Origin of the sequence: Enterobacter sp. 22452, assembly GCF_052045065.1 — a bacterium.
Classification (GTDB): domain Bacteria; phylum Pseudomonadota; class Gammaproteobacteria; order Enterobacterales; family Enterobacteriaceae; genus Enterobacter; species Enterobacter mori.
Genome location: NZ_JBQEOB010000002.1, coordinates 304508 through 325110, shown reverse-complemented (window position 1 = coordinate 325110; position 20603 = coordinate 304508). Strand labels below are relative to the sequence as shown.

Annotated in this window: 22 protein-coding genes and 1 pseudogene; 9 read left to right on the top strand and 14 right to left on the bottom strand. The window is 51.3% G+C overall.

The genetic code is table 11. The features are described 5' to 3' along the window. Nucleotides 1-17 precede the first annotated feature (17 nt). From ACTJJA_RS06770 to ACTJJA_RS06745, 6 genes and pseudogenes are all read right to left on the bottom strand, one after another. Nucleotides 18-587, bottom strand: a complete 570-nt coding sequence (locus ACTJJA_RS06770; protein WP_440666978.1) for a hypothetical protein — start codon at nucleotides 585-587, stop codon at nucleotides 18-20. Nucleotides 588-603: 16 nt separating this feature from the next. Beyond that, nucleotides 604-696, bottom strand: a pseudogene (locus tag ACTJJA_RS06765) (carboxymuconolactone decarboxylase family protein); the annotation flags it as partial. 1 nt (nucleotide 697) lies between these two features. Next, nucleotides 698-1393, bottom strand: a complete 696-nt coding sequence (locus ACTJJA_RS06760) for an antibiotic biosynthesis monooxygenase (protein WP_440667713.1) — start codon at nucleotides 1391-1393, stop codon at nucleotides 698-700. A 107-nt stretch (nucleotides 1394-1500) separates the two neighbouring features. Further along, nucleotides 1501-2073 (bottom strand): NAD(P)H-dependent oxidoreductase, encoded by a 573-nt coding sequence (locus ACTJJA_RS06755; RefSeq protein WP_440666977.1) that lies wholly within the window; start codon nucleotides 2071-2073, stop codon nucleotides 1501-1503. Nucleotides 2074-2177: 104 nt separating this feature from the next. After that, nucleotides 2178-2486 carry a hypothetical protein gene (locus ACTJJA_RS06750; RefSeq protein ID WP_056774970.1) on the bottom strand — a complete coding sequence of 103 codons (309 nt, stop codon included), beginning with the start codon at nucleotides 2484-2486 and terminating at the stop codon, nucleotides 2178-2180. A gap of 184 nt (nucleotides 2487-2670) precedes the next feature. After that, a complete protein-coding gene (locus tag ACTJJA_RS06745; RefSeq protein ID WP_440666974.1) occupies nucleotides 2671-2889 on the bottom strand; it encodes a winged helix-turn-helix transcriptional regulator in 219 nt (72 codons plus the stop codon). Nucleotides 2890-2892: 3 nt separating this feature from the next. Between ACTJJA_RS06745 and ACTJJA_RS06740 the strand changes: the two genes are divergently transcribed. Both ACTJJA_RS06740 and ACTJJA_RS06735 read left to right on the top strand, forming a co-directional pair. Then, nucleotides 2893-3246, top strand: coding sequence for an oxidoreductase (locus tag ACTJJA_RS06740; RefSeq protein WP_440667711.1), 354 nt, complete (start codon nucleotides 2893-2895; stop codon nucleotides 3244-3246). A 144-nt stretch (nucleotides 3247-3390) separates the two neighbouring features. Next, nucleotides 3391-4290 carry a LysR substrate-binding domain-containing protein gene (locus ACTJJA_RS06735; RefSeq protein WP_440666972.1) on the top strand — a complete coding sequence of 300 codons (900 nt, stop codon included), beginning with the start codon at nucleotides 3391-3393 and terminating at the stop codon, nucleotides 4288-4290. Nucleotides 4291-4326: 36 nt separating this feature from the next. Here the strand turns inward: ACTJJA_RS06735 and ACTJJA_RS06730 are convergent, their stop codons facing one another. Continuing rightward, nucleotides 4327-5235 (bottom strand): LysR family transcriptional regulator, encoded by a 909-nt coding sequence (locus ACTJJA_RS06730; protein WP_440667709.1) that lies wholly within the window; start codon nucleotides 5233-5235, stop codon nucleotides 4327-4329. A gap of 215 nt (nucleotides 5236-5450) precedes the next feature. Here ACTJJA_RS06730 and ACTJJA_RS06725 point away from each other — a divergent pair, with 215 nt between their 5' ends. After that, entirely contained in the window at nucleotides 5451-6437 is a 987-nt protein-coding gene (locus ACTJJA_RS06725) for an aldo/keto reductase (RefSeq protein WP_440666971.1), read from the top strand. 280 nt (nucleotides 6438-6717) lie between these two features. Beyond that, nucleotides 6718-7665 (top strand): aldo/keto reductase, encoded by a 948-nt coding sequence (locus ACTJJA_RS06720; RefSeq protein ID WP_440667707.1) that lies wholly within the window; start codon nucleotides 6718-6720, stop codon nucleotides 7663-7665. Between the two features lie 64 nt (nucleotides 7666-7729). Here ACTJJA_RS06720 and ACTJJA_RS06715 read toward each other — a convergent pair whose 3' ends face one another. The 7 genes from ACTJJA_RS06715 to ACTJJA_RS06685 all read right to left on the bottom strand — a co-directional run bounded on the left by ACTJJA_RS06715 (nucleotide 7730) and on the right by ACTJJA_RS06685 (nucleotide 13133). Continuing rightward, nucleotides 7730-8764, bottom strand: coding sequence for an aldo/keto reductase (locus ACTJJA_RS06715; RefSeq protein WP_440666969.1), 1035 nt, complete (start codon nucleotides 8762-8764; stop codon nucleotides 7730-7732). Nucleotides 8765-8931: 167 nt separating this feature from the next. Then, the gene (locus tag ACTJJA_RS06710; RefSeq protein ID WP_440666967.1) at nucleotides 8932-9138 is read right to left on the bottom strand and encodes a hypothetical protein; all 207 of its coding nucleotides are present in this window, start codon (nucleotides 9136-9138) and stop codon (nucleotides 8932-8934) included. A gap of 21 nt (nucleotides 9139-9159) precedes the next feature. Then, a complete protein-coding gene (locus ACTJJA_RS06705) occupies nucleotides 9160-10119 on the bottom strand; it encodes a LacI family DNA-binding transcriptional regulator (RefSeq protein ID WP_440667705.1) in 960 nt (319 codons plus the stop codon). A gap of 77 nt (nucleotides 10120-10196) precedes the next feature. Next, on the bottom strand, nucleotides 10197-11102 hold the full coding sequence (locus tag ACTJJA_RS06700) for an ROK family protein (RefSeq protein WP_440666965.1): 906 nt from the start codon (nucleotides 11100-11102) through the stop codon (nucleotides 10197-10199). A gap of 43 nt (nucleotides 11103-11145) precedes the next feature. Continuing rightward, nucleotides 11146-11460 (bottom strand): PTS lactose/cellobiose transporter subunit IIA, encoded by a 315-nt coding sequence (locus ACTJJA_RS06695; RefSeq protein ID WP_440666963.1) that lies wholly within the window; start codon nucleotides 11458-11460, stop codon nucleotides 11146-11148. A gap of 24 nt (nucleotides 11461-11484) precedes the next feature. Beyond that, nucleotides 11485-12807: a PTS sugar transporter subunit IIC gene (locus tag ACTJJA_RS06690; RefSeq protein ID WP_015366646.1), complete on the bottom strand. Its 1323-nt coding sequence runs from the start codon at nucleotides 12805-12807 to the stop codon at nucleotides 11485-11487. A gap of 14 nt (nucleotides 12808-12821) precedes the next feature. Further along, on the bottom strand, nucleotides 12822-13133 hold the full coding sequence (locus ACTJJA_RS06685) for a PTS sugar transporter subunit IIB (protein ID WP_440666960.1): 312 nt from the start codon (nucleotides 13131-13133) through the stop codon (nucleotides 12822-12824). A gap of 169 nt (nucleotides 13134-13302) precedes the next feature. Between ACTJJA_RS06685 and ACTJJA_RS06680 the strand changes: the two genes are divergently transcribed. From ACTJJA_RS06680 to ACTJJA_RS06660, 5 genes are all read left to right on the top strand, one after another. Further along, on the top strand, nucleotides 13303-14574 hold the full coding sequence (locus tag ACTJJA_RS06680) for a PTS sugar transporter subunit IIC (RefSeq protein WP_215231298.1): 1272 nt from the start codon (nucleotides 13303-13305) through the stop codon (nucleotides 14572-14574). A 208-nt stretch (nucleotides 14575-14782) separates the two neighbouring features. Further along, nucleotides 14783-16120: a maltoporin gene (locus ACTJJA_RS06675; RefSeq protein WP_165469247.1), complete on the top strand. Its 1338-nt coding sequence runs from the start codon at nucleotides 14783-14785 to the stop codon at nucleotides 16118-16120. A gap of 11 nt (nucleotides 16121-16131) precedes the next feature. Next, complete coding sequence (locus tag ACTJJA_RS06670; protein ID WP_440666957.1) at nucleotides 16132-18327, top strand: CBM35 domain-containing protein; 2196 nt, start codon at nucleotides 16132-16134, stop codon at nucleotides 18325-18327. A gap of 48 nt (nucleotides 18328-18375) precedes the next feature. Continuing rightward, nucleotides 18376-19800, top strand: coding sequence for a glycoside hydrolase family 1 protein (locus ACTJJA_RS06665; RefSeq protein ID WP_440666955.1), 1425 nt, complete (start codon nucleotides 18376-18378; stop codon nucleotides 19798-19800). A gap of 314 nt (nucleotides 19801-20114) precedes the next feature. After that, a complete protein-coding gene (locus tag ACTJJA_RS06660; protein WP_440666953.1) occupies nucleotides 20115-20495 on the top strand; it encodes a VOC family protein in 381 nt (126 codons plus the stop codon). Nucleotides 20496-20603 lie beyond the last annotated feature (108 nt).

Below are 20603 nucleotides of genomic sequence, written 5' to 3'. Positions count from 1 at the left end.
TTTTACGGGATAAATGCTTAGCGCGTCTGGCTGATAAGCTTGCGCCAGGCTCTGTTATGCAGAGTAAACAGCAGCATCTTATAGAAAACGGTAGAGAGGATGCAGCTGCCGCTCAGCCCCAGCATGACAATACTTACCAGCGCTGCGGTCAGGCTGACGCCCGGAGCAGCGCTACCGCTCAGCGCGGCCAGCAGATAGGCCGCCGTTAATACCAGGCTTATCACCGCCAGCGTAAGGTGTAACCGCACGGCGCGCATGCTGCCTTTGCCCATCATAAACATGGTCACGCCGTTAATGCCGGCGAACAGCAGGGCGATCAGCACAACCCACACGAATACGCGTTCGGCCGGCTGGCCGAGTGCGGCGAGTACGCCATACTCCAGCCACAGCTGCGGAATGGCGAAACTGACAATCACCCCAAGCGTACTGATCGCCGCGGGAATCCCCATGGTATGCAGTCCCACAGGCTTACCCATTTCGTCGGCCAGCTGCGTCTTCAGCTGCTGCAGCTGCGTCGGGGCGGCATGGTTTATGCTGGCGGCAGCCTCGTTACAGCGTTGCAGGCGACGGGTTAAAACTTTAAACATTTGAATACTCAGCGTTTATTTTCATCATGGCTTTACCTCTTGTTTCCTCAGCATTGGCAAAATCAGAAATAACAAGCGACATAGCCGCCGCTGCAAGTACGCTTTTCATGTTAATCCTTACTATCCTGTTTGATTCCGCCTTTGTTACGAAGAAATACCGGTTGTACCGGGATAGCGTCCTTCCTGGCGCTCATATGCGCCGTTTGCCTGAGGTAATCCAGGAAGTGCGGCGTTTGTCGGTGCAGTTGATAATCCTCCTCACTGGCGTAAATCTCATAGAAATACCAGCGGTTTGGAGTCTCTGAATCTGTACCGGCATACATGGCTAACACGCCTTTCTCTACTTTGAGCGACTCCGCCATTTCAGGAAGGACGATGTTTTTAAATTCGCTCTGAAATTCAGGCTTTACCTCGACGATCACCAGATTATTGATGGTCCGCTCATCCGGTAGGATGTGTTTGTCCCCCAGAAACTGTGGCTCAAGGGTGATTTTCTTTTTTCGATCGATAATGTCAGGTGCTCGGGCAGCGAATGCCTTGTACGGTTCGGCATTCAAATGTTTGCGGTAAGCACTCTCGTTTTCATAGAATTCGACCATGAATGCCTGACGTGGATTGTCGCTTCGTTGCAGGGCGTACATTGCCAGCGTACCTGCTTCATGATCAACCGAAGCGGAAATCGTCTGCCTGGCCACGTCTTCAAACTCTTTGTCCCGATCGGGTCTGACGCCAAGCTCGAAGATATTCATCACGGGCTTATTCTGCGTGTCCGGTTTTGTTGCACAGACAGGGCTGCTTATTAGCATACAAATTAAAAGCATAAGGGGCTTTTTCACGTTGATCCTTTTACTGAAATTACTGTTTGCTACCGCGCACAGACCGAAGATTTTCCCGAGCCGGGTATACTGCATCGTTATTCTCCCTCTGCATTATTCACGACGGAATTGAGCAGATCGACAAGCCTTGAAGCGTGTTCCCGGGCAAGCGTTTTTTGCTGCGCGATTTTGTCGGCATCCCGGTCGGCATAGCTGATACCGCAGGTATAAACCGGCGTCAGCAGCTCAAGATTGCACAGCCTTGCCGTGGTCTCGAACGGAATAAGATACTCTTCAATGGCATGGCCAAAGAAACCGTCAGCGGTATAGAGCGCCTGTGGCGCCCCCGTAGTGAAGGAGAGGATCAGCTTTTTACCGCCCAGTTTCGCCGTTGAGCCATGCGCGAAGCCGTGGACAAAGACCTCGTCCAGCCATTGTTTCATTAACCCGGGCAGCCCATACCAGGAAAAAGGAAACTGCCAGACAATCACATCGGCCCTGAGCAGGCTTTCCTGCTCCGCAGCGATATTGAATTTGCCGTCCGGATAGAGCCAGTCCAGACGACGAATTTCAGCATCGGGAAGGGCGGTCGCCACTTCATCAAGGATAGTGGCGTTGGCGACGGAATGATTCAGCTCAGGATGACCTGAAATAACAAGGATATTTTTCATTTCAATACGTTAAACCGGCCAGGTTGGTACACCGGATGCGCCTTTAATCGGATGGCTGGAAACGACACACAGCACGGATTTATCTGCAGGTTTCATAACGGGCCTCACTCTTTATTTTTAAATTCAGCGGCAAAGAGATTTTCCCAGTTAATAAAGGAACCAAGCGGAATGCACTCAAAGCTTAATAAGCCTGCTTTTGCCAGCGGGAATTCGGCCATTACGTTCATCGCTTCTTCGACAGAGTCACATTCAAGAAAAATAGCGACGCCTGGTCTGTCCTGACGGAAGTAGATGTCGCGGATGAAGCCGGATTTATACAATCCCCAGGCGTGCAGCGCTTCAGCGTTAAGGTGTGGAGCATATTTTTCCAGCGATGCTCCAGGTGCGGGGATGTCCAGACATAAAATTCGCATAAGTGTCTCTTGTTCTCGGGTTTAAAGTGAAAGAGAGAAGAGTATATGAGCGCCATTTTGAGAAGATTAGGTGGTCATTGGCTTAAGCATATTTAGTCTGTACTTAATAATCAGGTGAGGAGTGCGACAGGGTAAATCTATGCCAGAGATGTCTGTTCCTGCATCTGTATATGAATATTCTGGCTTAATCAGTCGAAAGTTCGGGCTGGTTTTCATATTCAGAACGTGCCTTTTCAACCTCGCTCTGATGAATCAAGGACCAGTCTATAAGTGTCATAACTGGCCCCATTAATGTCCGTCCAAGTGGAGTTAGCTCATATTCAACACGTGGCGGGATCGAAGGGAATACCGTCCGCGATACTAACCCGTCTCGTTCAAGATTTCTCAGTGTTAACGTCAGCATTCTCTGAGAAACCTGACCGATGGTACGTCTGAGTATATTCACGTAACCGAAGGTATTGCCGGGCCCGATGCTCCGGTCGCAGGTTCACAGCGGATTGCACCTTATCTTCGTCAGTGTTTCTCGCGAACTTTTATTCTGAATGGTGGATATGATGCTCAGACCGGTGAGGATGCAATTAACAAGGGTGAGGCCGATCTCATCGCCTATGGCGTTCCATTTATTGCCAATCCCGATTTACCCGCAAGATTTGCGTGCGGCAGCGATCTCAACGTTCCGGACTCTGCAACCTTCTATGAGCCGGGACAGAACGATGCGGTGGGCTACACTGACTATCCCGCACTAAACAATAAAAGTTAAAAAACATGAGTACAGGTGTATTTCAAAATACGTGGTTAACAGTGAATCGCAGCATCAGTAAAAATGTACTAAATGGATATTATTGACTTAAGCATCTTTAGGCTGTACTTAATAATTAAGCAGTGATTGCTTAAGGAACACATTATGAATAACGCCCTGTATAACCAGATACGGATCTTTCAGAGCATTGCACGTGAGGGCAATATTTCGGCAGCCGCAAGAAAACTGGAAATTACGCCTCCCTCCGTCAGCAATGCGCTTAAGCTGCTGGAAGAGCATATTGGCCATCCGCTTTTTGTGCGTACGACCCGCCGTATTGAGCTGACGGAAACCGGGCAGCTGTTGCTGGAACAGACCGCTGCGGCGGTGGAGTCGCTGGAAAATTCGCTTGAAAGCATTCGCGATCAGAATCAGGAGCCCTCTGGTGTGGTGCGTATCACGCTCTCGCGTTTTGCCTATCTGTTAATTCTTAAGCCTGCAATGGCGGAATTCTGTCAGCAATACCCGGGTATACAGCTGGAAATTTCGGTTTACGACGGTACCGTGAATATCATCGAAGAGCGTTTTGATCTTGGGATCCGTTTTGGCGATATCCTTGAGGGTGGGGTGGTGGCACGGCCGTTAATGAAACCCTTTCGTGAAGGGTTATATGCATCCTCAGCCTATCTCCGCGAGCATGGAACGCCTGAGGTACCGTCAGATCTCAGTCAGCACAAGCTGATTGGCTACCGTTTTATTACTAACAACCGCATCCTTCCGTTGATCCTGAACGACCGCGGAGAGCAGTTGACGGTTGAAATGCCCGGGCAGTTAATCAGTAACGATATCGACGTTATGGCAGACGGGATCCGTAACGGGCTGGGAATTGGACGCCTGTTTGAACCCATCTGGCAGTTACAGCCCGACAGGGAGCACTTTATCCCCGTGATGGAGAGTTACTGGAAAACCTACCCGCCAGTCTATCTCTATTACCCCAAAAACGCGGGTAAAACGAAAAGAGTAAAGGCCCTGATTGATTTTCTGATATCCGCTACGGGGCGATAAAGACGATTACGCATCGTCCCGTATGGAAGCGCTATTTCACAACCCCAGCGGCCTGGCTTCCTGTATGAACTCAATCAGAAGGCGAAGCCCGGTCGGCAGTTGCCGGCGGCTTGAATAATAGATATAAAAACCTTCCTCCAGCGGGGACCATTCCGTAAGCACCAGGCGGAGCCGTCCATCCTTCACATAGGGTGCAACAAGAGGCTCCGGAAAATACATCAGGCCGGCTCCGCCTAATACGGCCACAAGGCCCGTTTCAGCCTGATTGACCGTCACAGAGCCAGGCACAGTGATTTGGTACGTTTCGCCGTCTCGCTCAAGTTCCCAGCGATAAATCCGATCGTCGCCGAGACGATTGCTTATACAGCGATGGTGTGACAAATCATCCGGATGTTCAGGCGTTCCGTAACGTTCCAGGTAGTCGGGGGATGCTGCGATAACCCAGCGTATATCGGCAGATAAACGCCGGGCAACCATGTCTTCCGGGACAGTGCCACCATAGCGGATACCGGCATCGAAGCCCGCATCAGTGACGTCAACCATACGGTTGCTGGCCACAATATCGATTTCAATATCGGGATAGCGATCCATAAACGCGGGCATAACCGGCGCAAGCAAAAGATTGGCCGCTTCAACGGCTGCATTGATGCGGATACGTCCGGTAGGGGTATTACGATACCGGTTAAGCGATTCAAGCGCGCCTTCTATCTTGTCGAAAGGCTGAAGGACAGACTGAACCAGTTCTTCACCTGCAGCCGTAGGGGTAACGCTCTTGGTCGTGCGATTAAGCAGGCGAACCCCGAGCCGGGTTTCCAGTCCCTTCAGGGCATGACTAAGCGCTGATGCACTGACACCTAATTCAATCGCCGCACGGCTGAAACTGCGATGACGTGCAATAGCCATGAAATAAATGAGATCGGCGACATCAGCTCTGCTTATTTGCATACAGAATAGTTTTCCTCTTGCGGCGTTAAGGCCCGAATGCGTTGATACGAAAATGATATACACCATAGACCGACCAGGGCTAATCCGTTGCTGAATTTTTTTCACAAGTCCATCCACTCATCGCCTCTCACTGAACACGTTGTGCTTCGTTATTCTTGAAAATTATGCGCTCTGGCCGTCGGTCAGGACGGAACATTCACCTAACGGAGCCGTGTATGAACTATACGCATCTTGGCCGCACTGGCCTGAAAGTCAGCCGCCTTTGTCTCGGAACCATGAATTTTGGTGACGTCACCGACGAGAAAACCAGCGCCCGCATTCTGGATGAAGCGCTTGAGGCGGGTATCAATTTCATTGATACAGCAGACGTGTATGGCACCGAACAATCACCCGATATCCAGCAAGGGTCGGGGCTGTCCGAAGAAATCATTGGTCGCTGGCTTCAGCAGGGTGGCCGCCGTGACCGTATCGTTCTGGCGACGAAAGCCTATCAGCCTATGGGACCGGGTCCGAACGATCGCCGTCTTTCTGCTTATCATATTCGCAAGGCCTGCGAGGACAGCTTGCGACGGCTTAAGACCGACCATATTGACGTCTATCAAATGCATCACATCGATCGCTATACACCATGGGAAGAGGTCTGGCAGGCCATGGAGCTCCTTGTTCAGCAGGGAAAAGTGCTTTATATCGGTAGCAGCAATTTCGCGGGCTGGGACATTGCGACTGCGCAGTCAGTAGCCACGGTTCGTCATTCCCTGGGCCTTGTCGCCGAGCAAAGTCTCTACAATCTGACAGCCCGAACTGTTGAGCTGGAGGTCATTCCCGCATGCCGTCATTTTGGCCTGGGGCTGATTCCCTGGAGCCCACTTGCCGGAGGGTTGCTTGGCGGCGTACTGAAAAAGATGGCAAGCGGGCGCCGTGCGAGACCCGCGTTTGCTCGTCTAATCGAACAGCACCGTCCGCAGTTGGAAGCCTACGAAGGATTATGTGAGGACCTCGGCGAAACCCCTTCCGATGTGGCGCTTGCGTGGCTCCTGCAGAATCCTGTCGTTACTGCTCCACTTATCGGGCCTCGTACGGTCGAACAACTCCGGGAGGCGCTTCACGCAACGACAATCACGCTATCAGACGACACCATGAGCTGCCTCGACGAAATCTGGCCCGGACCCGGGGGAGAAGCGCCCCAGGCTTATGCCTGGTAATGACCACATTAATGAATCCTTTCCTCGCTATAGGGAGTTCCAGTTTATGAGCAAGATGATGCATGACCAGCATTCTGCTTCTGTACCCGCTTCCCGGGTTCGTCGCAATTTTCTGATCGCCGGCGCCGGTCTGGCGTTGGCCGCTACCACCCTTGGCAGGAGCGGAGCAGTGATGGCTAAACCGGCTGGTCAGGACACGTCGAACGCCCCTTCGGATGCTGTTCCCGTCCAGAAGGAGACCTTAACCACGCGTAAACTCGGCTCGCTGGAGGTTTCAAGCATGGGACTGGGGTGTCTGCCCATGGTGGGGTATTACGGCGGTGGTCCGCGCGATCGTAAAGCCATGGTTTCGCTCATCCGGGCCGCCTTCGAACAAGGCATCACGTTCTTTGATACTGCCGAGGTGTATGGCCCGCATCTCAGTGAAGAATTTGTCGGGGAAGCACTGGCCCCCGTTCGCGATCGTGTGGTAATTGCCACTAAGTTCGGTTTCGGCGTGGAGGAGGGGAAGCCGACCTCACTCAACAGCCATCCTGACCATATTCGCCGTGCCGTAGAGGGCTCGCTAAAGCGGCTGAAAACGGACCACATCGATCTTCTTTATCAGCATCGCCCCGATCCGAATGTGCCGATTGAGGATGTAGCGGAAACCGTGAAGGCGTTGATCCAGGAGGGTAAAGTGAAACACTGGGGACTGTCGGAAGCGAGTGCCAGGACAATCCGCCGCGCACATGCGGTACTCCCTGTGACTGCAGTACAGAGTGAGTATGCCATGTGGTGGCGTGAACCGGAGACGCGGATATTTCCAACGCTCGAAGAGCTGGGTATCGGCTTTGTACCTTACTGCCCGACTGCCCGGAGTTTCCTTGCCGGGGCAGTCAATCCAGATCAGCGGTTCGACAGCACAGATCGGCGGCATAACCTGCCACGCTTCCAGGCCGATGCCCTGGCCAAAAACATGGTACTGCTTGAATTTGCGCAGTCGTGGGCCCGCCGCAAAAACACCACTCCGGTTCAGTTCGCGCTGGCCTGGGTGATGGCTCAGCGGCCATGGATAGTCCCCATCCCGGGTACGACGCAATATCCGCACCTGATAGAAAATAGCGGTGCACCGCAAGTCCGGTTGACGGACAGCGAGTTACGCGAAATCGATGCGGCGCTTGCCAAGATCCCATTGCAGGGCGGTCGCGCAGATCCGTTTACCGAAAGTCAGTTTGATAAAAGTTAAACGGTGATGGCCACCTTTATACTTACTGTCACAGGGAGACTGAAGGTAAAGTCTCCCTCTGTGTTCAGTGCTGTATTGCTGAAGGCGGCGTGAGTGAAGGTGGCGTATCCGGAAGCGGGGGAATGATCCCGTCAACGGGGTGCGGCAGATAGTGTGCCTCGAGTTCCATGATTTCGGCATCGCTAAGTGAAAAGTCCAGCGCGCTGATAGCCGTGGAAAGATGTTCTGGTTTCGTCGCGCCAATGATCGGGGCTGTGATGACCGTTTTTGATAGCAACCAGGCAATTGCAACATGGGCTCTTGGCACATCGTGCTTTTCAGCAATGCTGGCAACAACATCAATAACGGGCTTATCCAGAAGGGCTGCGTTCTCATACATTTTTAACGCAAAGGCATCGTTTTGCGTTCGTCGGGACGTGACACTCCAGTCGCGCGTGAGCCTGCCGCGTGCCATCGGACTCCAGGGGATCACACCCACGCCCTGGTCTTCACACAGGGGCAGCATCTCGCGCTCTTCTTCCCGGTAAAGCAGGTTGTATTGCGGTTGCATCGTAATAAATCGGGTCCAGCCGTTACGCTCTGCCGTATGCTGCATTTTTGCAAAGCGCCAGGCTTCCATAGATGATGCGCCGATGTAACGCACTTTTCCTGATTTTACGAGGTCATGCAGAGCCTCCATGGTCTCTTCAACAGGCGTGGAATGGTCAAATCGGTGAATCTGAAAGAGATCCACATAATCCATACCTAAGCGCATCAGGCTATCGTCAATAGACTGAAAAATGGCCTTGCGGGAAAGAAACCCGGTATTGGGTGAGTTGCGCCACGGAAAGAAGGTCTTTGTCGCCACAACGATCTCATCGCGTCTGGCCATTTCTCTCAGCGCTTTTCCAGTGATCTCTTCAGAACTTCCGCCCGAGTAGATATTCGCGGTATCAAAAAAATTAATGCCCGCTTCAAGCGCCTGACGAATGAGCGGACGTGACGCCTTTTCATCCAGGGACCAGGGTTGAGGCAGACGTTCAGGTTCACCATAGCTCATACAACCGAGACAAAGACGGGAGACTTGCAAACCGCTACGACCCAGATTCACATACTTCATTCTGTGTTCCTTCTTTTATTGCCAGCAATTCTGTATGTGACAGGGTAATGTACTGACATGAAGGGAACCAGCATGCGTCATCGAATGGTGTTGTGAGTTTTTTTCACAGATGGGCGTAATCGTCGGTAGATTTTACATACAAGGACAGCGCCCACACACTGACATCATTAATTTTTGTTGGGTGAGGTTTTCGGGCACGCCTGACCAACAGGAATAACAATTTTTTCACGGTGTTCCCCGCGTTCATAAACGCAGATTGTACCTTCATCTGTATTGACCTGTTCCTTCAGCGGGAGCCCTGGTTCCTGCGCAAAAATGCGAAAGGATGCGACCAAAATCAATGCCAGAGAACACAAAAGCTGGACTGCATTCATCTCTTCACTCCTGAAAAATATTTAACTCATTTCCAACACCGACTGGCGAGGCGTAAGCTTACCAATTATCGGTGGCAGTTCCGTTTCGCGAAGCGGACGACCCTCAACGATGCTTTTAATGCGCTGTACGCACTGGTGCAGGAGGGGTTCCATTGGCCAGGAAATGCAGGTCAGTTGCGGGTATAACTGCGTGGCCAACGGTGAATCCTCAAGACTGAGGAGGGATACTTCCTGAGGCACGGCAATATTAAATTCGCGGAACAGGCGCATGGCCTCTGCAGCGTAAGCATCACGCTTAACAACGATGGAAGAGAACTTGCTCAAACTATTAATAAGCGTTAACAGCGCGCGTTCGACACTCTCATTGGCTGTTAATACCAACTGGCGATTAAACGGAAATGAGTAGTTCTGCAACACGTTGCGATAACCTTCAACCATTCGCTTGCTTGCGTCATCCGTCTCGTTATCGATAACCAGCGCGATGTTGCGATGGCCTTTACCTATCATGTAGCGGCAGGCGCTCTCCGTAGCAAAGGCGAAATCGTAGCCCTGACTTTTCGCGTCCACCACGGGGCGGTCGAAAGAAATCACGTTATCGCCACAGCCTGGTACAACTGGTCCAAACACCACAACGGCGGCGCATTGCCGTTGTAAATCATCTACCGAAGCTGCATGTTCGACGTCATTATCCACATACTCGACGATCAGCGTTTTGTTCAACACTTTCATTGCGCGCGCAAGCGCGGGGAGAATACGCGCGCCACTGCTTTCATCACGTGAGGAAAGCACCACACCGATATGGCTTGATGACTGACTCGCCAGGTTTTGCGCGGCGAAGCTGGGGCGGTAGTTGAGTTCTTCTACAGCCCGTAATACCGCCTCACGGCTCTCTTCGCGAACACCTCGGGTCCCCGTCAGCACGCGGGAAACCGTTGCTCTGGAAACATTGGCTAATCGAGATACATCATCAATCGTTGGCATAGCGTTTTCTGCGTGGTGAGTTTTCATCATCTTATCATAACCCTCCCGAAGAATCGTCCCGTAGCCGGTCATGACGCTCATGCTTCGTTCGCGCTCAGCCGGGGAAGCCAGGCTGCGCCACGTACGCCGCTGGCGTCGCCAAAGCGCGCCGGAACAATGCGCGTATGGCAGGTTTCAGAAAAGAGATAAGGAAGAATCGCGACAGGCAGGTCATCATAGATTCTGCTGACATTCGACAATCCTCCTCCTAACACAATGACCTGGGGATCCAGAATATTGATGACTGACGCCAGGCTACGGGCAAATGCATCAATAAAATGCCGCCAGTGTTCGCGTGCCTTCGGTTCTTCCTGTTCTGCAGAGCTGATAATTTCCTGAGAGGTCAGGTTTCCCGGGAAACGACGGGCAAAACCGGTACCGGAAATAAAGGATTCAATACAGTTGTACTTGCCGCAGTAGCAGGGCTGAGCGGGGCCATCAATCGCTGGTGCGTACCCCGGAAGCGGGTTGTGCCCCCATTCGCCGGCAATGGCGTTTGGACCTTGTAACAAATGCCGGCGCACGGCGATCCCACCGCCACACCCCGTACCGATAATCACACCAAATACGGTGTCTGCCTTTGCACCAGCGCCATCTACCGCTTCAGAGAGAGTAAAACAATCAGCGTCGTTGGCAATCCACACTGGCTGCTGGATACGTGCGGCAAGATCGGCTTTCAGATCGTGGCCATTAAGAACCAGGCAATTGCAATTTTTGATGAGCCCCGTTTGCGGGTCAATTGCGCCAGGCAGACCGATCCCTACGGTGAAGGGTTCCGGGCTAGCCGCGCGGGCATCATCAATAAGGCTCACCAGATGCAGCATAAATTCAGCGTAACTTTCTTTCTGAGTCGGCTGGCGCTTACGCCAGAGATAATCGCCCTGAGCTGAAAGCAATACAGCTTCCATTTTTGTGCCACCGATATCCAGTCCAAGATAATGCATACAATCCTCTGTCATAAGAGAGGCCGCAGCCTCTCTGCTGTCGTTATGCCTGGTGCCGGCGTGTGCGGTAAATGTGAATAAGTTCGGTCACCAGCTCCTTGGCAAGAATGGAGGTCATCAGGTGGTCCTGCGCATGCACCATCACCAGCGTCATTTTGGTTTTCCCTTCGCCTTCATCAGCTTCAATAAGCTGGGTTTGAACAAGGTGTGCTTCGCGGGCAAAATGTGTCGCTTCTTTCATCAGTTGATCTGCGGCTTCAAAATCACCTTGCTTTGCGCAGCCGAGGGCTTCATAACACAGGCTGCGCGACTGACCCGCGTTAATGATGATGCCCATAACTTGTTCTTCTAATTCCATGTTTTTTTCCTCTACGTTCTACTTTCAGGCGGATTGAGCCGCATCTTCTGCATGTTCAACCGCGTTTTCATGCTCTTGTTCCAGAAGCTGTTTTTCGTAGGCCTTCAGGAAGGGGAAGTACATGACGGCAGATGTCACCATGCATATCAGGCACAGGATCACAGGGCTGAAGCTCCAGTTGGCTGCCCATGATGCGCCAATGGGTGCAGGTGTTGTCCATGGCGTCATCGATACCACACGGCTGACTAAATCGAGATCCAGTGCAAACCATGCGAAGGTGGCATTGACCATCGGGACCAGCACAAACGGCAGGAAAAACAGAGGATTCATAATGATGGGCGCACCAAACAGAATGGGTTCGTTAATGTTAAACACCCCTGGTACCACGCCCATTCGCCCAATAGTCCGCAAATGGATGGCTTTGCTGCGCAGCAACAGGAAGGCCAGCGGCAGCGTCGAGCCAACACCACCGATTAGCAGGTAATGGTCCCAGAAACCCTGAACGTAAATATGCGGGATAGCTTCACCCGCGGCGATTGCCGCCTGGTTTACGGACAGGTTTGCCATCCAGAAAGGGTTCATAATACCGGTGACGATCAGCGCACCATGGATACCGGCAAACCAGAGCACCTGGCACACCAGCACCGAGAGGAGCACTGCGGGGAGCGTATCGGACGCGGCAACCAGCGGTTTCACCAGCGACATAATCGCTTCGGGAATAATCATCCCCAGTTGCGCTTCAATAAGCAGGTTCAGCGGATGCAGCGTGATGACGATTGCCAGTACCGGGATGAGGATCTCAAACGAGCGCGCTACGCCGGTTGGGACCTCCGGCGGCAGGCGGATGGTAATATTATGTCGCTTCAGGAAGGCGTAAAGTTCCGTGGAGTAAATAGCCACCAGAATGGCGGTAAAGATCCCCTGACCGGAGAAGTAGGCCGTTGAAATCTGCCCGTCCTTCAATGGTGCAGCAACAAGCAAAAAGGCCATTAAAGAAAGCATCCCGGCGGTAAGTGCGTCGAGATCGTGGTGTTTGGCCAGACTTGCGGCAATCCCGACGGAAATAAAGATCGTCATAATTCCCATGCTGAAGTTAAAGGGCAGCATGAGGGCTTCACGGTGATCGAGCGAGAATTGCAGCCATGCCCGGGCGAAGCCCCAGGACGTGTCGGGCGAGAAGGGCGGGAAGATAAACACCAGCATAAAAGAACCCACGATCATGAACGGCAGAGCGGTAATGAAGCCGTCACGAATGGAGGTGACATATTTTTGCTGGCCGACGGCGCCCGCCATCGGAGTAATTTTCTTTTCGATAACCTGAATTAGTTTTGCGTACAGAGAGCTCATAGGTTTTCCCTTCGTTATTTGTTATCTATCAGGGAGAGGGCGAAATCGAGAACGGCACCCCCTTTTTGCATGCCGTAATCCATCATGTTGATTGGCTCAACGCGGATCCCGTATTTATCGGCTTGTTTCTGAAGATCGTTTTGCATGTACTTCACCTGTGGTCCAAGCAATACCACCTGGTAGTGACCAACCTGCTCGGCAAATTCGGCAACGCCATACGCTTTGATTTCTGCTTCCAGGCCACGCTTGTGCGCTTCATCGACCATTTTTTTTACCAGCAGGCTGGTAGACATTCCGGCAGAACAACACAACATAATTTTTTTCATAACGTCTCCTTTGAATTTATGGCTGGAATATAGTCACCACGGAACAAAACGGAAAGCGCTTTCCGTTTATGGATAAGGTAATTGTGACCACGATCACTTGAGAGCACCTTTCACTTTGTATGAATGTGCGCGATCATCCCTGCTATTCACGAACTATTAAGGTCGAGTTATGAACATTCATTTGATGAATGTTGCTGTGGATTTGATAGAGCAACGCCTCACACCAGTAGCGAATATAATCACTAAGAATCAACACATTACAGCGATGCGAGATGGTTTTACTCTTGCGATGCCTTTTGTCATCGTGGGAAGTCTGATGGTGCCAATGCTGTTTCCACCGTTCGCCATTTCAAGCGCCTCGAGATTGGGATCTTTTTATCTGCTGCTGCGTCCGATGCTGTTACCAACCTTTGAACTGACGCTAGGCCTGGTGGCGCTGATTGTTGCATTCGGTGCAAGTGCCAGCCTTGCCAAGCAGTATCAATTACCGGAACGGCTGTGCGGGCTCACCGGATGTCTCGCCTTTTTGCTGTTTATCGGCTTTCGGGATAATGGTGCGACGAATGTGTTTCTGGGAGGGATGGGGCTCTTTACTGCCCTCATTTCAAGCGCATATTCGATTGAAATAATAAGGCTTTTTTATAAGAAAGGGTGGTGTATTCGTTTGCCGGAGGAGGTGCCGGTGATGACACGAAATGGCTTCCAGCTGCTGATGCCGCTGCTGGTGATTATGCTCTCCATCAGCGTGATGAATGCCGTGATGCTGCACGCGACTGGACAAATTTTGCCGCAACTGATTGGGGAAGCATTACGTCCACTTATCGTGGCGTCGGATACCCTTACGGCGGTGCTTATCTCCTTGTTTCTGTGTAATCTTTTATGGTTTGTTGGCATTCACGGTGCCCTGATCATAACGGGTATCATGAACCCGTTCTGGCTCACCTATCTGTTTGAAAATCAGCGAGCCCTGGCCGCTGGAGAGGCTGTGCTGCCCCATATTTATTTGCAGGGTTTCTGGGATTTTTATCTGTTGATTGGCGGTATCGGCTCAACGCTGCCACTGGTGTTTATGGCAATGCGAAGCCGCTCAAGGCAGTTGAAGAGTGTGGGAAAGATTGGTCTTTTGCCTTCTCTGTTCAACATTAATGAGCCAATATTGTTTGGCTTCCCCGTCATCATGAACCCGGTTTTTTTACTGCCCTTTGTTTTTGTTCCGTTGATAAATGCCTGTATAGCCTGGTATTTGACGCAAATGGGTATCCTCGACAGGGCCGTTGCAATGCTGCCATGGTCAATGCCCTCACCGCTGGGTGCTGCATGGTCGGCCAACGGCAGCTGGAAGAATATGTGCATGTGCCTGTTTGCCTTTTTCAACGCATGGATGCTTTATCGTCCATTCTTTAAGGTTCACGAACGCCAGCTGATGCAGCTGGAAAAATAACGCTTCTCTTTCTGTTTCTGCCCATTTCTCGTGGGCAGAAGCTTAATTCGTGATATTCATCACAAAAATATTCTCAAAGATCTCAAATTTGTGATTCAATCCGGCAAAGACGGAGAGCGCTTTCCGTTTATGGATGTACATTTCCATTTTTGATCCTTACATTTCCCCTGCACGTTTAACCGTGAAAATAAAAATTCAAAGGGAACCTATGCAAACGTTAATTAAATCAATACCTCTGTCCTTGATTACCCTCACTGTCATCAGCGGCTATGCCAGCGCCGATGAGAAATATGATTTTGCCCTCCACGGCTATTTGCGCTCAGGGATCCTCGCCAACAGTGACGGAAACCGGGTGGATTCCGTGGGACTGATGCCCGACGGGAAATGGCGTCTGGGGAACGAAGAAGATACCAAGATTGAGCTGATCCCGACGGTCACGCTGAAATCAGACACAGGCGCAGTCGCCCGTGTTCAGGCCAACCTGACGCATCAAACAAAATGTACCGCAGACTGGAACTGTACCGACGATGACGGTAAAGAAACCCAGTTCCGTGAAGGTTTTGCTGAGTTATCAAATCTCGATTTTGCGCCGGATATGACTTTCTGGGCGGGTAAACGTTACAGCAGCTCCAATCTTTCCAGCCACCAGTTCGACTGGGAGTATATTCAGTACAACGGAACCGGGGGCGGGTTTGATAACCTGGATTTAGGCTTTGCGCGCTTTGACGCCGGCGTTTATGCGTTTTCAACAACGGATGAAGCCAAAGCCTATCCCGTGGCTCTGGGGGATCAGGGATACCCTGACGATTACTCGCTTAACCTCTGGTTTAAAAAAATCGGCGGCACCGGGCTGGACGTTGAGCTTATTGGCCACCATATGAACCGCAACGAAAACCATCCCACTTCTGCTGAAAAAGGTTATGGCGTGACGGCGCTGTATAACGTCGACAGTTTTTATGGGCTAACAGGCGGCTATTCCCGCATTGTTTTCCAGTACGGCAAAGGGCTCGCTGCCGCTGACTCGCTGGGTAAAAACGGCTGGGGTTGGGCAAACTTAGAAGACACCCAGTCCTGGCGCGTGATTCTGGATGGCATGGCCAGTCTGGGCGAAGTCGACGTATCGACCTTTGCATTTTATCAGAAAGACAAAAACTACCGCTGGTGGACCAGCGATGATGACGGCTGGGGACGCTCCATGTGGGTGGCGGGTATCCGGCCGTATCATCAGATAACGAAGAATTTCGCCATGCAATATGAAGTGGGTTACGAATATCTGGATGATAAAAACTACATGGGGGTAAACGGCAAAGGGAAGGGGGGCCTGACCAAGGTGACCATTGCGCCAACGCTCACCTTCGATTCTGGATTCTGGAGCCGTCCACAGCTGCGCTTCTTTGCCACGTATGCCAAATGGGATAAAGGCGTCTCGGATGCGATGGACAGAAATTACGACTGGAGCACCGGTACGCTTAGTCCTGGGGGATACTCCCGCAGCGGGGATACCGATACGCTGAATTTTGGTGTACAGGCTGAAGTCTGGTTCTGAGGAGATAAGAGATGGCTTTCCCAATTCGAAAACTGCTTCTCGTCTCCTTACTCTCCGCGCTGGGAAGCGCGGGGGCACTGGCGGCGGAACAATCCCATTTTGAACATTTTATTACTCGTGATGGTGCTGCGTTAAAAGACGGCGATCGGCTCTTTCGCTTCGCCGGGATCCACGCCCCGGAGCTGCATCGTATAGAGGATGACGCGAGAGGAACCTGCAAAGCGGATCCGCGCGGGTGGGGGCAATATTTCAAATGGCCTACTGCTGAAGAGCAAGAAAACTGGATTAAAGCCCTTGTGCAAACGGGGGCTAAAGCACAGCGCGTGTATGTGCTATCCGTTCAGCAGGAAAACGACGCGGCCTGCGGACGTGAAACGCATATCCTGTCACCGGAAACGCCTGACAGCATGCCGCGGCTGAATGAAGCGGCAATGAAAGTCTATGACAACATGATTGCTGAAGCGGATAAGCAGGGGCTTCGCCTGATTCTACCGTTTATCGATCACTGGTGGTGGTGGGGTGGGAGAGAACAGCTTGCCGCGTTTTATCATGAAAAACCTGAAGATTTTTATCGGACGGACAGTAAAACCTTCCAGGCTTATCTTGACGTGATTCGTCAGGTAATAACCCGGACTAACACCATTACGGGACGCCACTACTACGATGAAAAGGCGATTATGGCGTGGGAAACGGGTAATGAGCTGGAGGACACTAACGCCGATTTTCTTCATCAGACATCGGCCTGGATCCGTAAATGGGCACCCCATCAGCTTGTCGTCGATGGGACCTATAAAAAGGTGAATGATTTCGCGCTCAGCGATCCGAACGTCGACATCATCAGCAATCACTATTACACCAATGCCAACAACAACCACCCCGGGCAGGTTCGCAAAGATCTGGAGGCGATTGGTGGCAAAAAAGTCTATCTGGTTGGCGAATTTGGTCTCCTCGACCAAAAAGACCTTGACGCTATCATGCAGTCCATTGTGCATACCGAGGTCAATGGCGTGCAGGCCGCGGGTGGCTTTATCTGGGGTTTTCGCGGTCATCGGCATGATGGCGGTTTTTACTGGCACAAAGAGTATACCGGGCACTATAGCTACCATCTGCCTGGCTTCCCGGGTGAGGGGAAAGCGAACCAGGAGATGGAGGTTGTCAATCTGGTACGAACCGCCGCGGCGCAAATGGCTGGTCTGAGCAAGGCGCCAGCTCTGCCGGTACCGGAAGCACCGAGGTTGCGCGAGAGCGATTCCCCCTTTGCCATTAACTGGATGGGGTCACCCGTTGGGCGTTATTACGACGTAGAAAGAGCGGCGGCGCCAAAGGGCCCATGGACACGCGTCGGAAAGGACATCTCCGACGGCAAAAATGAATGGGATCCGTCGAAAATGAGTCTTTTCCGCGATGACTATCGCAGCCTGACGCTCGGTCAGACTTACTACTATCGGGTAATCGCTAAGAATGAAAGTGGTCAGTCAGCACCTTCAAACGTGATTCGCCTGAAGCATACGCAGAAAAACCTTCCACCGGTTATCACTCTGCAAGACATGCTTTCTACCACTGTCGATAAAGGCGTTCAACTCAATGCGGTCTGGCAGGATGACAATCTGCCTGACCAGAAAGTCAGCGTAGCGTGGAGCCATGACGGTAAGAATAGCGCTCACTTCTGTGACAGCAACAAAGAGGAAACCCGAGTCTGGTTCTCCGCGCCGGGTGACTATGCGTTGACCTTTACTGCTGATGATGGGTTGCTGGAAAACAGCAAAACGATAAATGTCAGCGTGAAGCCCGCTGTGAGGCCTGTACCGGCAGATTATTGCCGCTTTGGCAGCGGGACTTTGGATGTTAGCAAGGGAACACTTACCTCAACTAAAAGTGAAAAAGAGACCTTAGCCATCGGAGAAGACGGTTTTCTCGGTCCTTTCGCTCATGACGGAGACAGCGTGCGCTGGCAGGTTAGCGCTCCCTGGGACGGTAAGTTCGCCCTGCATGTGAAATTTAACGGCAAATGGGGAAGCAAGAAAAACTCGGTCATCGTGAACGGTGGGACGCCAGTCAGCATTGAGTTTCCGCAAACGGATGAGAAGGGCCAGACCATAGTCGTTCCTGTTTCGCTCAGAGAGGGGGCAAATACCATCAGTTTTGGCAAGTTCGCCAGCGACTGGGGATATATGTTCATCAAATCAATTGAAGTTACTGCAGAGTAGTTATTTGGCTGCCCTTCTGGGGCAGCTTTTTATCATTCAGGAGGCATTATGAATCGGTATCAATTTCCGGAAGATTTTTTTTGGGGCGCAGCGGCGTCGGGTCCTCAGACGGAAGGCATAGCGCATAAGCCGCACCGTTCTATCTGGGATAGCTGGTATGCAGAACAACCCAACCGCTTTTTCCAGCAGATTGGTCCGCAGAAAGTATGTGAAACCTACAGCAAATATAAAGAGGACGTTGCGCTGATGAAGCAAACGGGATTTAACTCGTTTCGTACTTCCATTCAGTGGTCACGGCTGATTGATGATTTTGAAACTGGCGCCCCAAACGCAGAAGCCGTCCGGTTTTACAACAACTACTTAGATGAGATGATCGCCAGCGGCATTGAGCCAATGATTAATCTTTATCATTTCGATATGCCGGAGATTTTGCAAAAGCAGTATGGCGGTTTTGAATCACCCCATGTGACGGATCTTTTCGCACGGTTTGCCCGCACGGCATTTGAGCTATTTGGTCATAAGGTAAAATACTGGATCACCTTTAATGAGCCGATAGTACCCGTCGAAGGCGGCTATCTTTATGATTTCCATTATCCTTGTAAAAAAGACGGCAAGCTGGCGGCGCAGGTTGCATTTAACATTATGCTGGCGCATGCAAAAGCGGTGCACGTATACCGAGAACTTGATCTGCCTGGCGAAATTGGCGTGGTGCTTAATCTGACCCCGTCGTACACCCGAAACAACAGCGACGAGGATAAAAAAGCAGCATGGTATGCCGACCTGTTCTTTAATCGCAGTTTCCTTGATCCGCTGGTGAAGCATGAATTCCCGAAGGAATTATGTGAAGTCCTCGCAGCCCATGATTGCTTGCCAGAAATACAGAAAGCGGATGTCGATCTGATAACGCGTTCGAGGGTAGATTTCCTGGGGGTTAACTACTATGTTCCGCGTCGGGTTAAAGCGCGCGAATGCCCCTATGAGCTTGATTACTTCACGCCAGAGTATTACTTCGAGAACTACAGCGATCCCGAAGGGCGCTTCAATCCGTATCGCGATAATAACGAGATTTACCCCGAAGCGATTTACGATATTGCCTGCAACATCCGCGATAATTACGGCAATATGAAGTGGTATCTGGCTGAAATCGGTATCGCCATGGATATCCAGTCAGAAGGTCCTGTTCAGGCTGATGGGGTTATTGATGACACTTTCCGTATCGAATTAATGGAAGAACACCTCGAACAGCTCCATCGCGCCATCAGCGAGGGGGCGAACTGCTTTGGCGTACACCAGTGGACATTTATTGATAACTGGTCGTGGATAAATAGCTTTAAACGCCGTTACGGTTTCTGGCGACTGGATCTGGAAACCGGAGAGCGACAGATAAAGCGCAACGCTATTTGGTTCGCTCAACTTGCTGTCTCTAACGGATTTACGCCCGGGGCGTTTAGAAAGGGCAACATTATTTTTTGACACAAGGCGGACAGTGCTGCCTGGTTCGGTGCTGACCCGTTCATGTTTAACGGCATGATTTTTATTAGAAGAGGAAAATAGTCCGCGCGGCACAGACTGAGCGGGCTATTCATGAAGTTAAGAACAAACCCACCATATTTAACATAATATACATTATGCGCACCAATATAGATTAAGGTAAAATCCAGCATTTCATGGTCATCCTTGTCCTCGTCAACGAACGTGCTCAACCCCACATTACCAGGCATCTAATCCACCATAATCACGCTCCGCTTCTATACTCCATATTTCACCGCTACTTACTGGGGGCTCAAATGTTTGACCATGTTAAATTCGGCGTAAGTGATTACGAAAAAAGTAAAACCTTCTTCCTCGAAGCTCTGCGGCCGCTTGGCGTAAACATTATCGATGAAGGCACACCGGACTACGGCGTCGAAATGAGTTCCGGCGATGTTTCACTTTGCCTGTTTCAGACACATGATAAGCCAGCACCATTGCATATCGCCTTTGTAGCCACAACGCGTCAGCAAGTTGATGACTTTTACAATGCCGCATTACGCACTGGCGCGCAGGATAACGGCGCGCCGGGATTACGATCCTACGGCAAAAATTACTATGCCGCTTTTGTCATTGCGCCCGATGGTCATAATATCGAGGCGGTTTGTCATGCCCCTGAAAGCGGCTTATTGGACTGACACTACCGCTGCTTCGGTGATTTGCATGCATGATTCCATTTGATCTTGCATGATAATGCCTGCTATGTTTAATCTCACTGCAAAACAGCAATTATCGTGCAATAACAT

Coding starts and splice junctions, on each gene's coding strand:
- ACTJJA_RS06770 (WP_440666978.1), bottom strand. CDS start 587: ATGTTTAAAGTTTTAACCCGTCGCCTGCAACGCTGTAACGAGGCTGCC.
- ACTJJA_RS06760 (WP_440667713.1), bottom strand. CDS start 1,393: ATGCTAATAAGCAGCCCTGTCTGTGCAACAAAACCGGACACGCAGAAT.
- ACTJJA_RS06755 (WP_440666977.1), bottom strand. CDS start 2,073: ATGAAAAATATCCTTGTTATTTCAGGTCATCCTGAGCTGAATCATTCC.
- ACTJJA_RS06750 (WP_056774970.1), bottom strand. CDS start 2,486: ATGCGAATTTTATGTCTGGACATCCCCGCACCTGGAGCATCGCTGGAA.
- ACTJJA_RS06745 (WP_440666974.1), bottom strand. CDS start 2,889: ATGCTGACGTTAACACTGAGAAATCTTGAACGAGACGGGTTAGTATCG.
- ACTJJA_RS06735 (WP_440666972.1), top strand. CDS start 3,391: ATGAATAACGCCCTGTATAACCAGATACGGATCTTTCAGAGCATTGCA.
- ACTJJA_RS06730 (WP_440667709.1), bottom strand. CDS start 5,235: ATGCAAATAAGCAGAGCTGATGTCGCCGATCTCATTTATTTCATGGCT.
- ACTJJA_RS06725 (WP_440666971.1), top strand. CDS start 5,451: ATGAACTATACGCATCTTGGCCGCACTGGCCTGAAAGTCAGCCGCCTT.
- ACTJJA_RS06720 (WP_440667707.1), top strand. CDS start 6,718: ATGGGACTGGGGTGTCTGCCCATGGTGGGGTATTACGGCGGTGGTCCG.
- ACTJJA_RS06715 (WP_440666969.1), bottom strand. CDS start 8,764: ATGAAGTATGTGAATCTGGGTCGTAGCGGTTTGCAAGTCTCCCGTCTT.
- ACTJJA_RS06710 (WP_440666967.1), bottom strand. CDS start 9,138: ATGAATGCAGTCCAGCTTTTGTGTTCTCTGGCATTGATTTTGGTCGCA.
- ACTJJA_RS06705 (WP_440667705.1), bottom strand. CDS start 10,119: ATGCCAACGATTGATGATGTATCTCGATTAGCCAATGTTTCCAGAGCA.
- ACTJJA_RS06700 (WP_440666965.1), bottom strand. CDS start 11,102: ATGCATTATCTTGGACTGGATATCGGTGGCACAAAAATGGAAGCTGTA.
- ACTJJA_RS06695 (WP_440666963.1), bottom strand. CDS start 11,460: ATGGAATTAGAAGAACAAGTTATGGGCATCATCATTAACGCGGGTCAG.
- ACTJJA_RS06690 (WP_015366646.1), bottom strand. CDS start 12,807: ATGAGCTCTCTGTACGCAAAACTAATTCAGGTTATCGAAAAGAAAATT.
- ACTJJA_RS06685 (WP_440666960.1), bottom strand. CDS start 13,133: ATGAAAAAAATTATGTTGTGTTGTTCTGCCGGAATGTCTACCAGCCTG.
- ACTJJA_RS06680 (WP_215231298.1), top strand. CDS start 13,303: ATGAACATTCATTTGATGAATGTTGCTGTGGATTTGATAGAGCAACGC.
- ACTJJA_RS06675 (WP_165469247.1), top strand. CDS start 14,783: ATGCAAACGTTAATTAAATCAATACCTCTGTCCTTGATTACCCTCACT.
- ACTJJA_RS06670 (WP_440666957.1), top strand. CDS start 16,132: ATGGCTTTCCCAATTCGAAAACTGCTTCTCGTCTCCTTACTCTCCGCG.
- ACTJJA_RS06665 (WP_440666955.1), top strand. CDS start 18,376: ATGAATCGGTATCAATTTCCGGAAGATTTTTTTTGGGGCGCAGCGGCG.
- ACTJJA_RS06660 (WP_440666953.1), top strand. CDS start 20,115: ATGTTTGACCATGTTAAATTCGGCGTAAGTGATTACGAAAAAAGTAAA.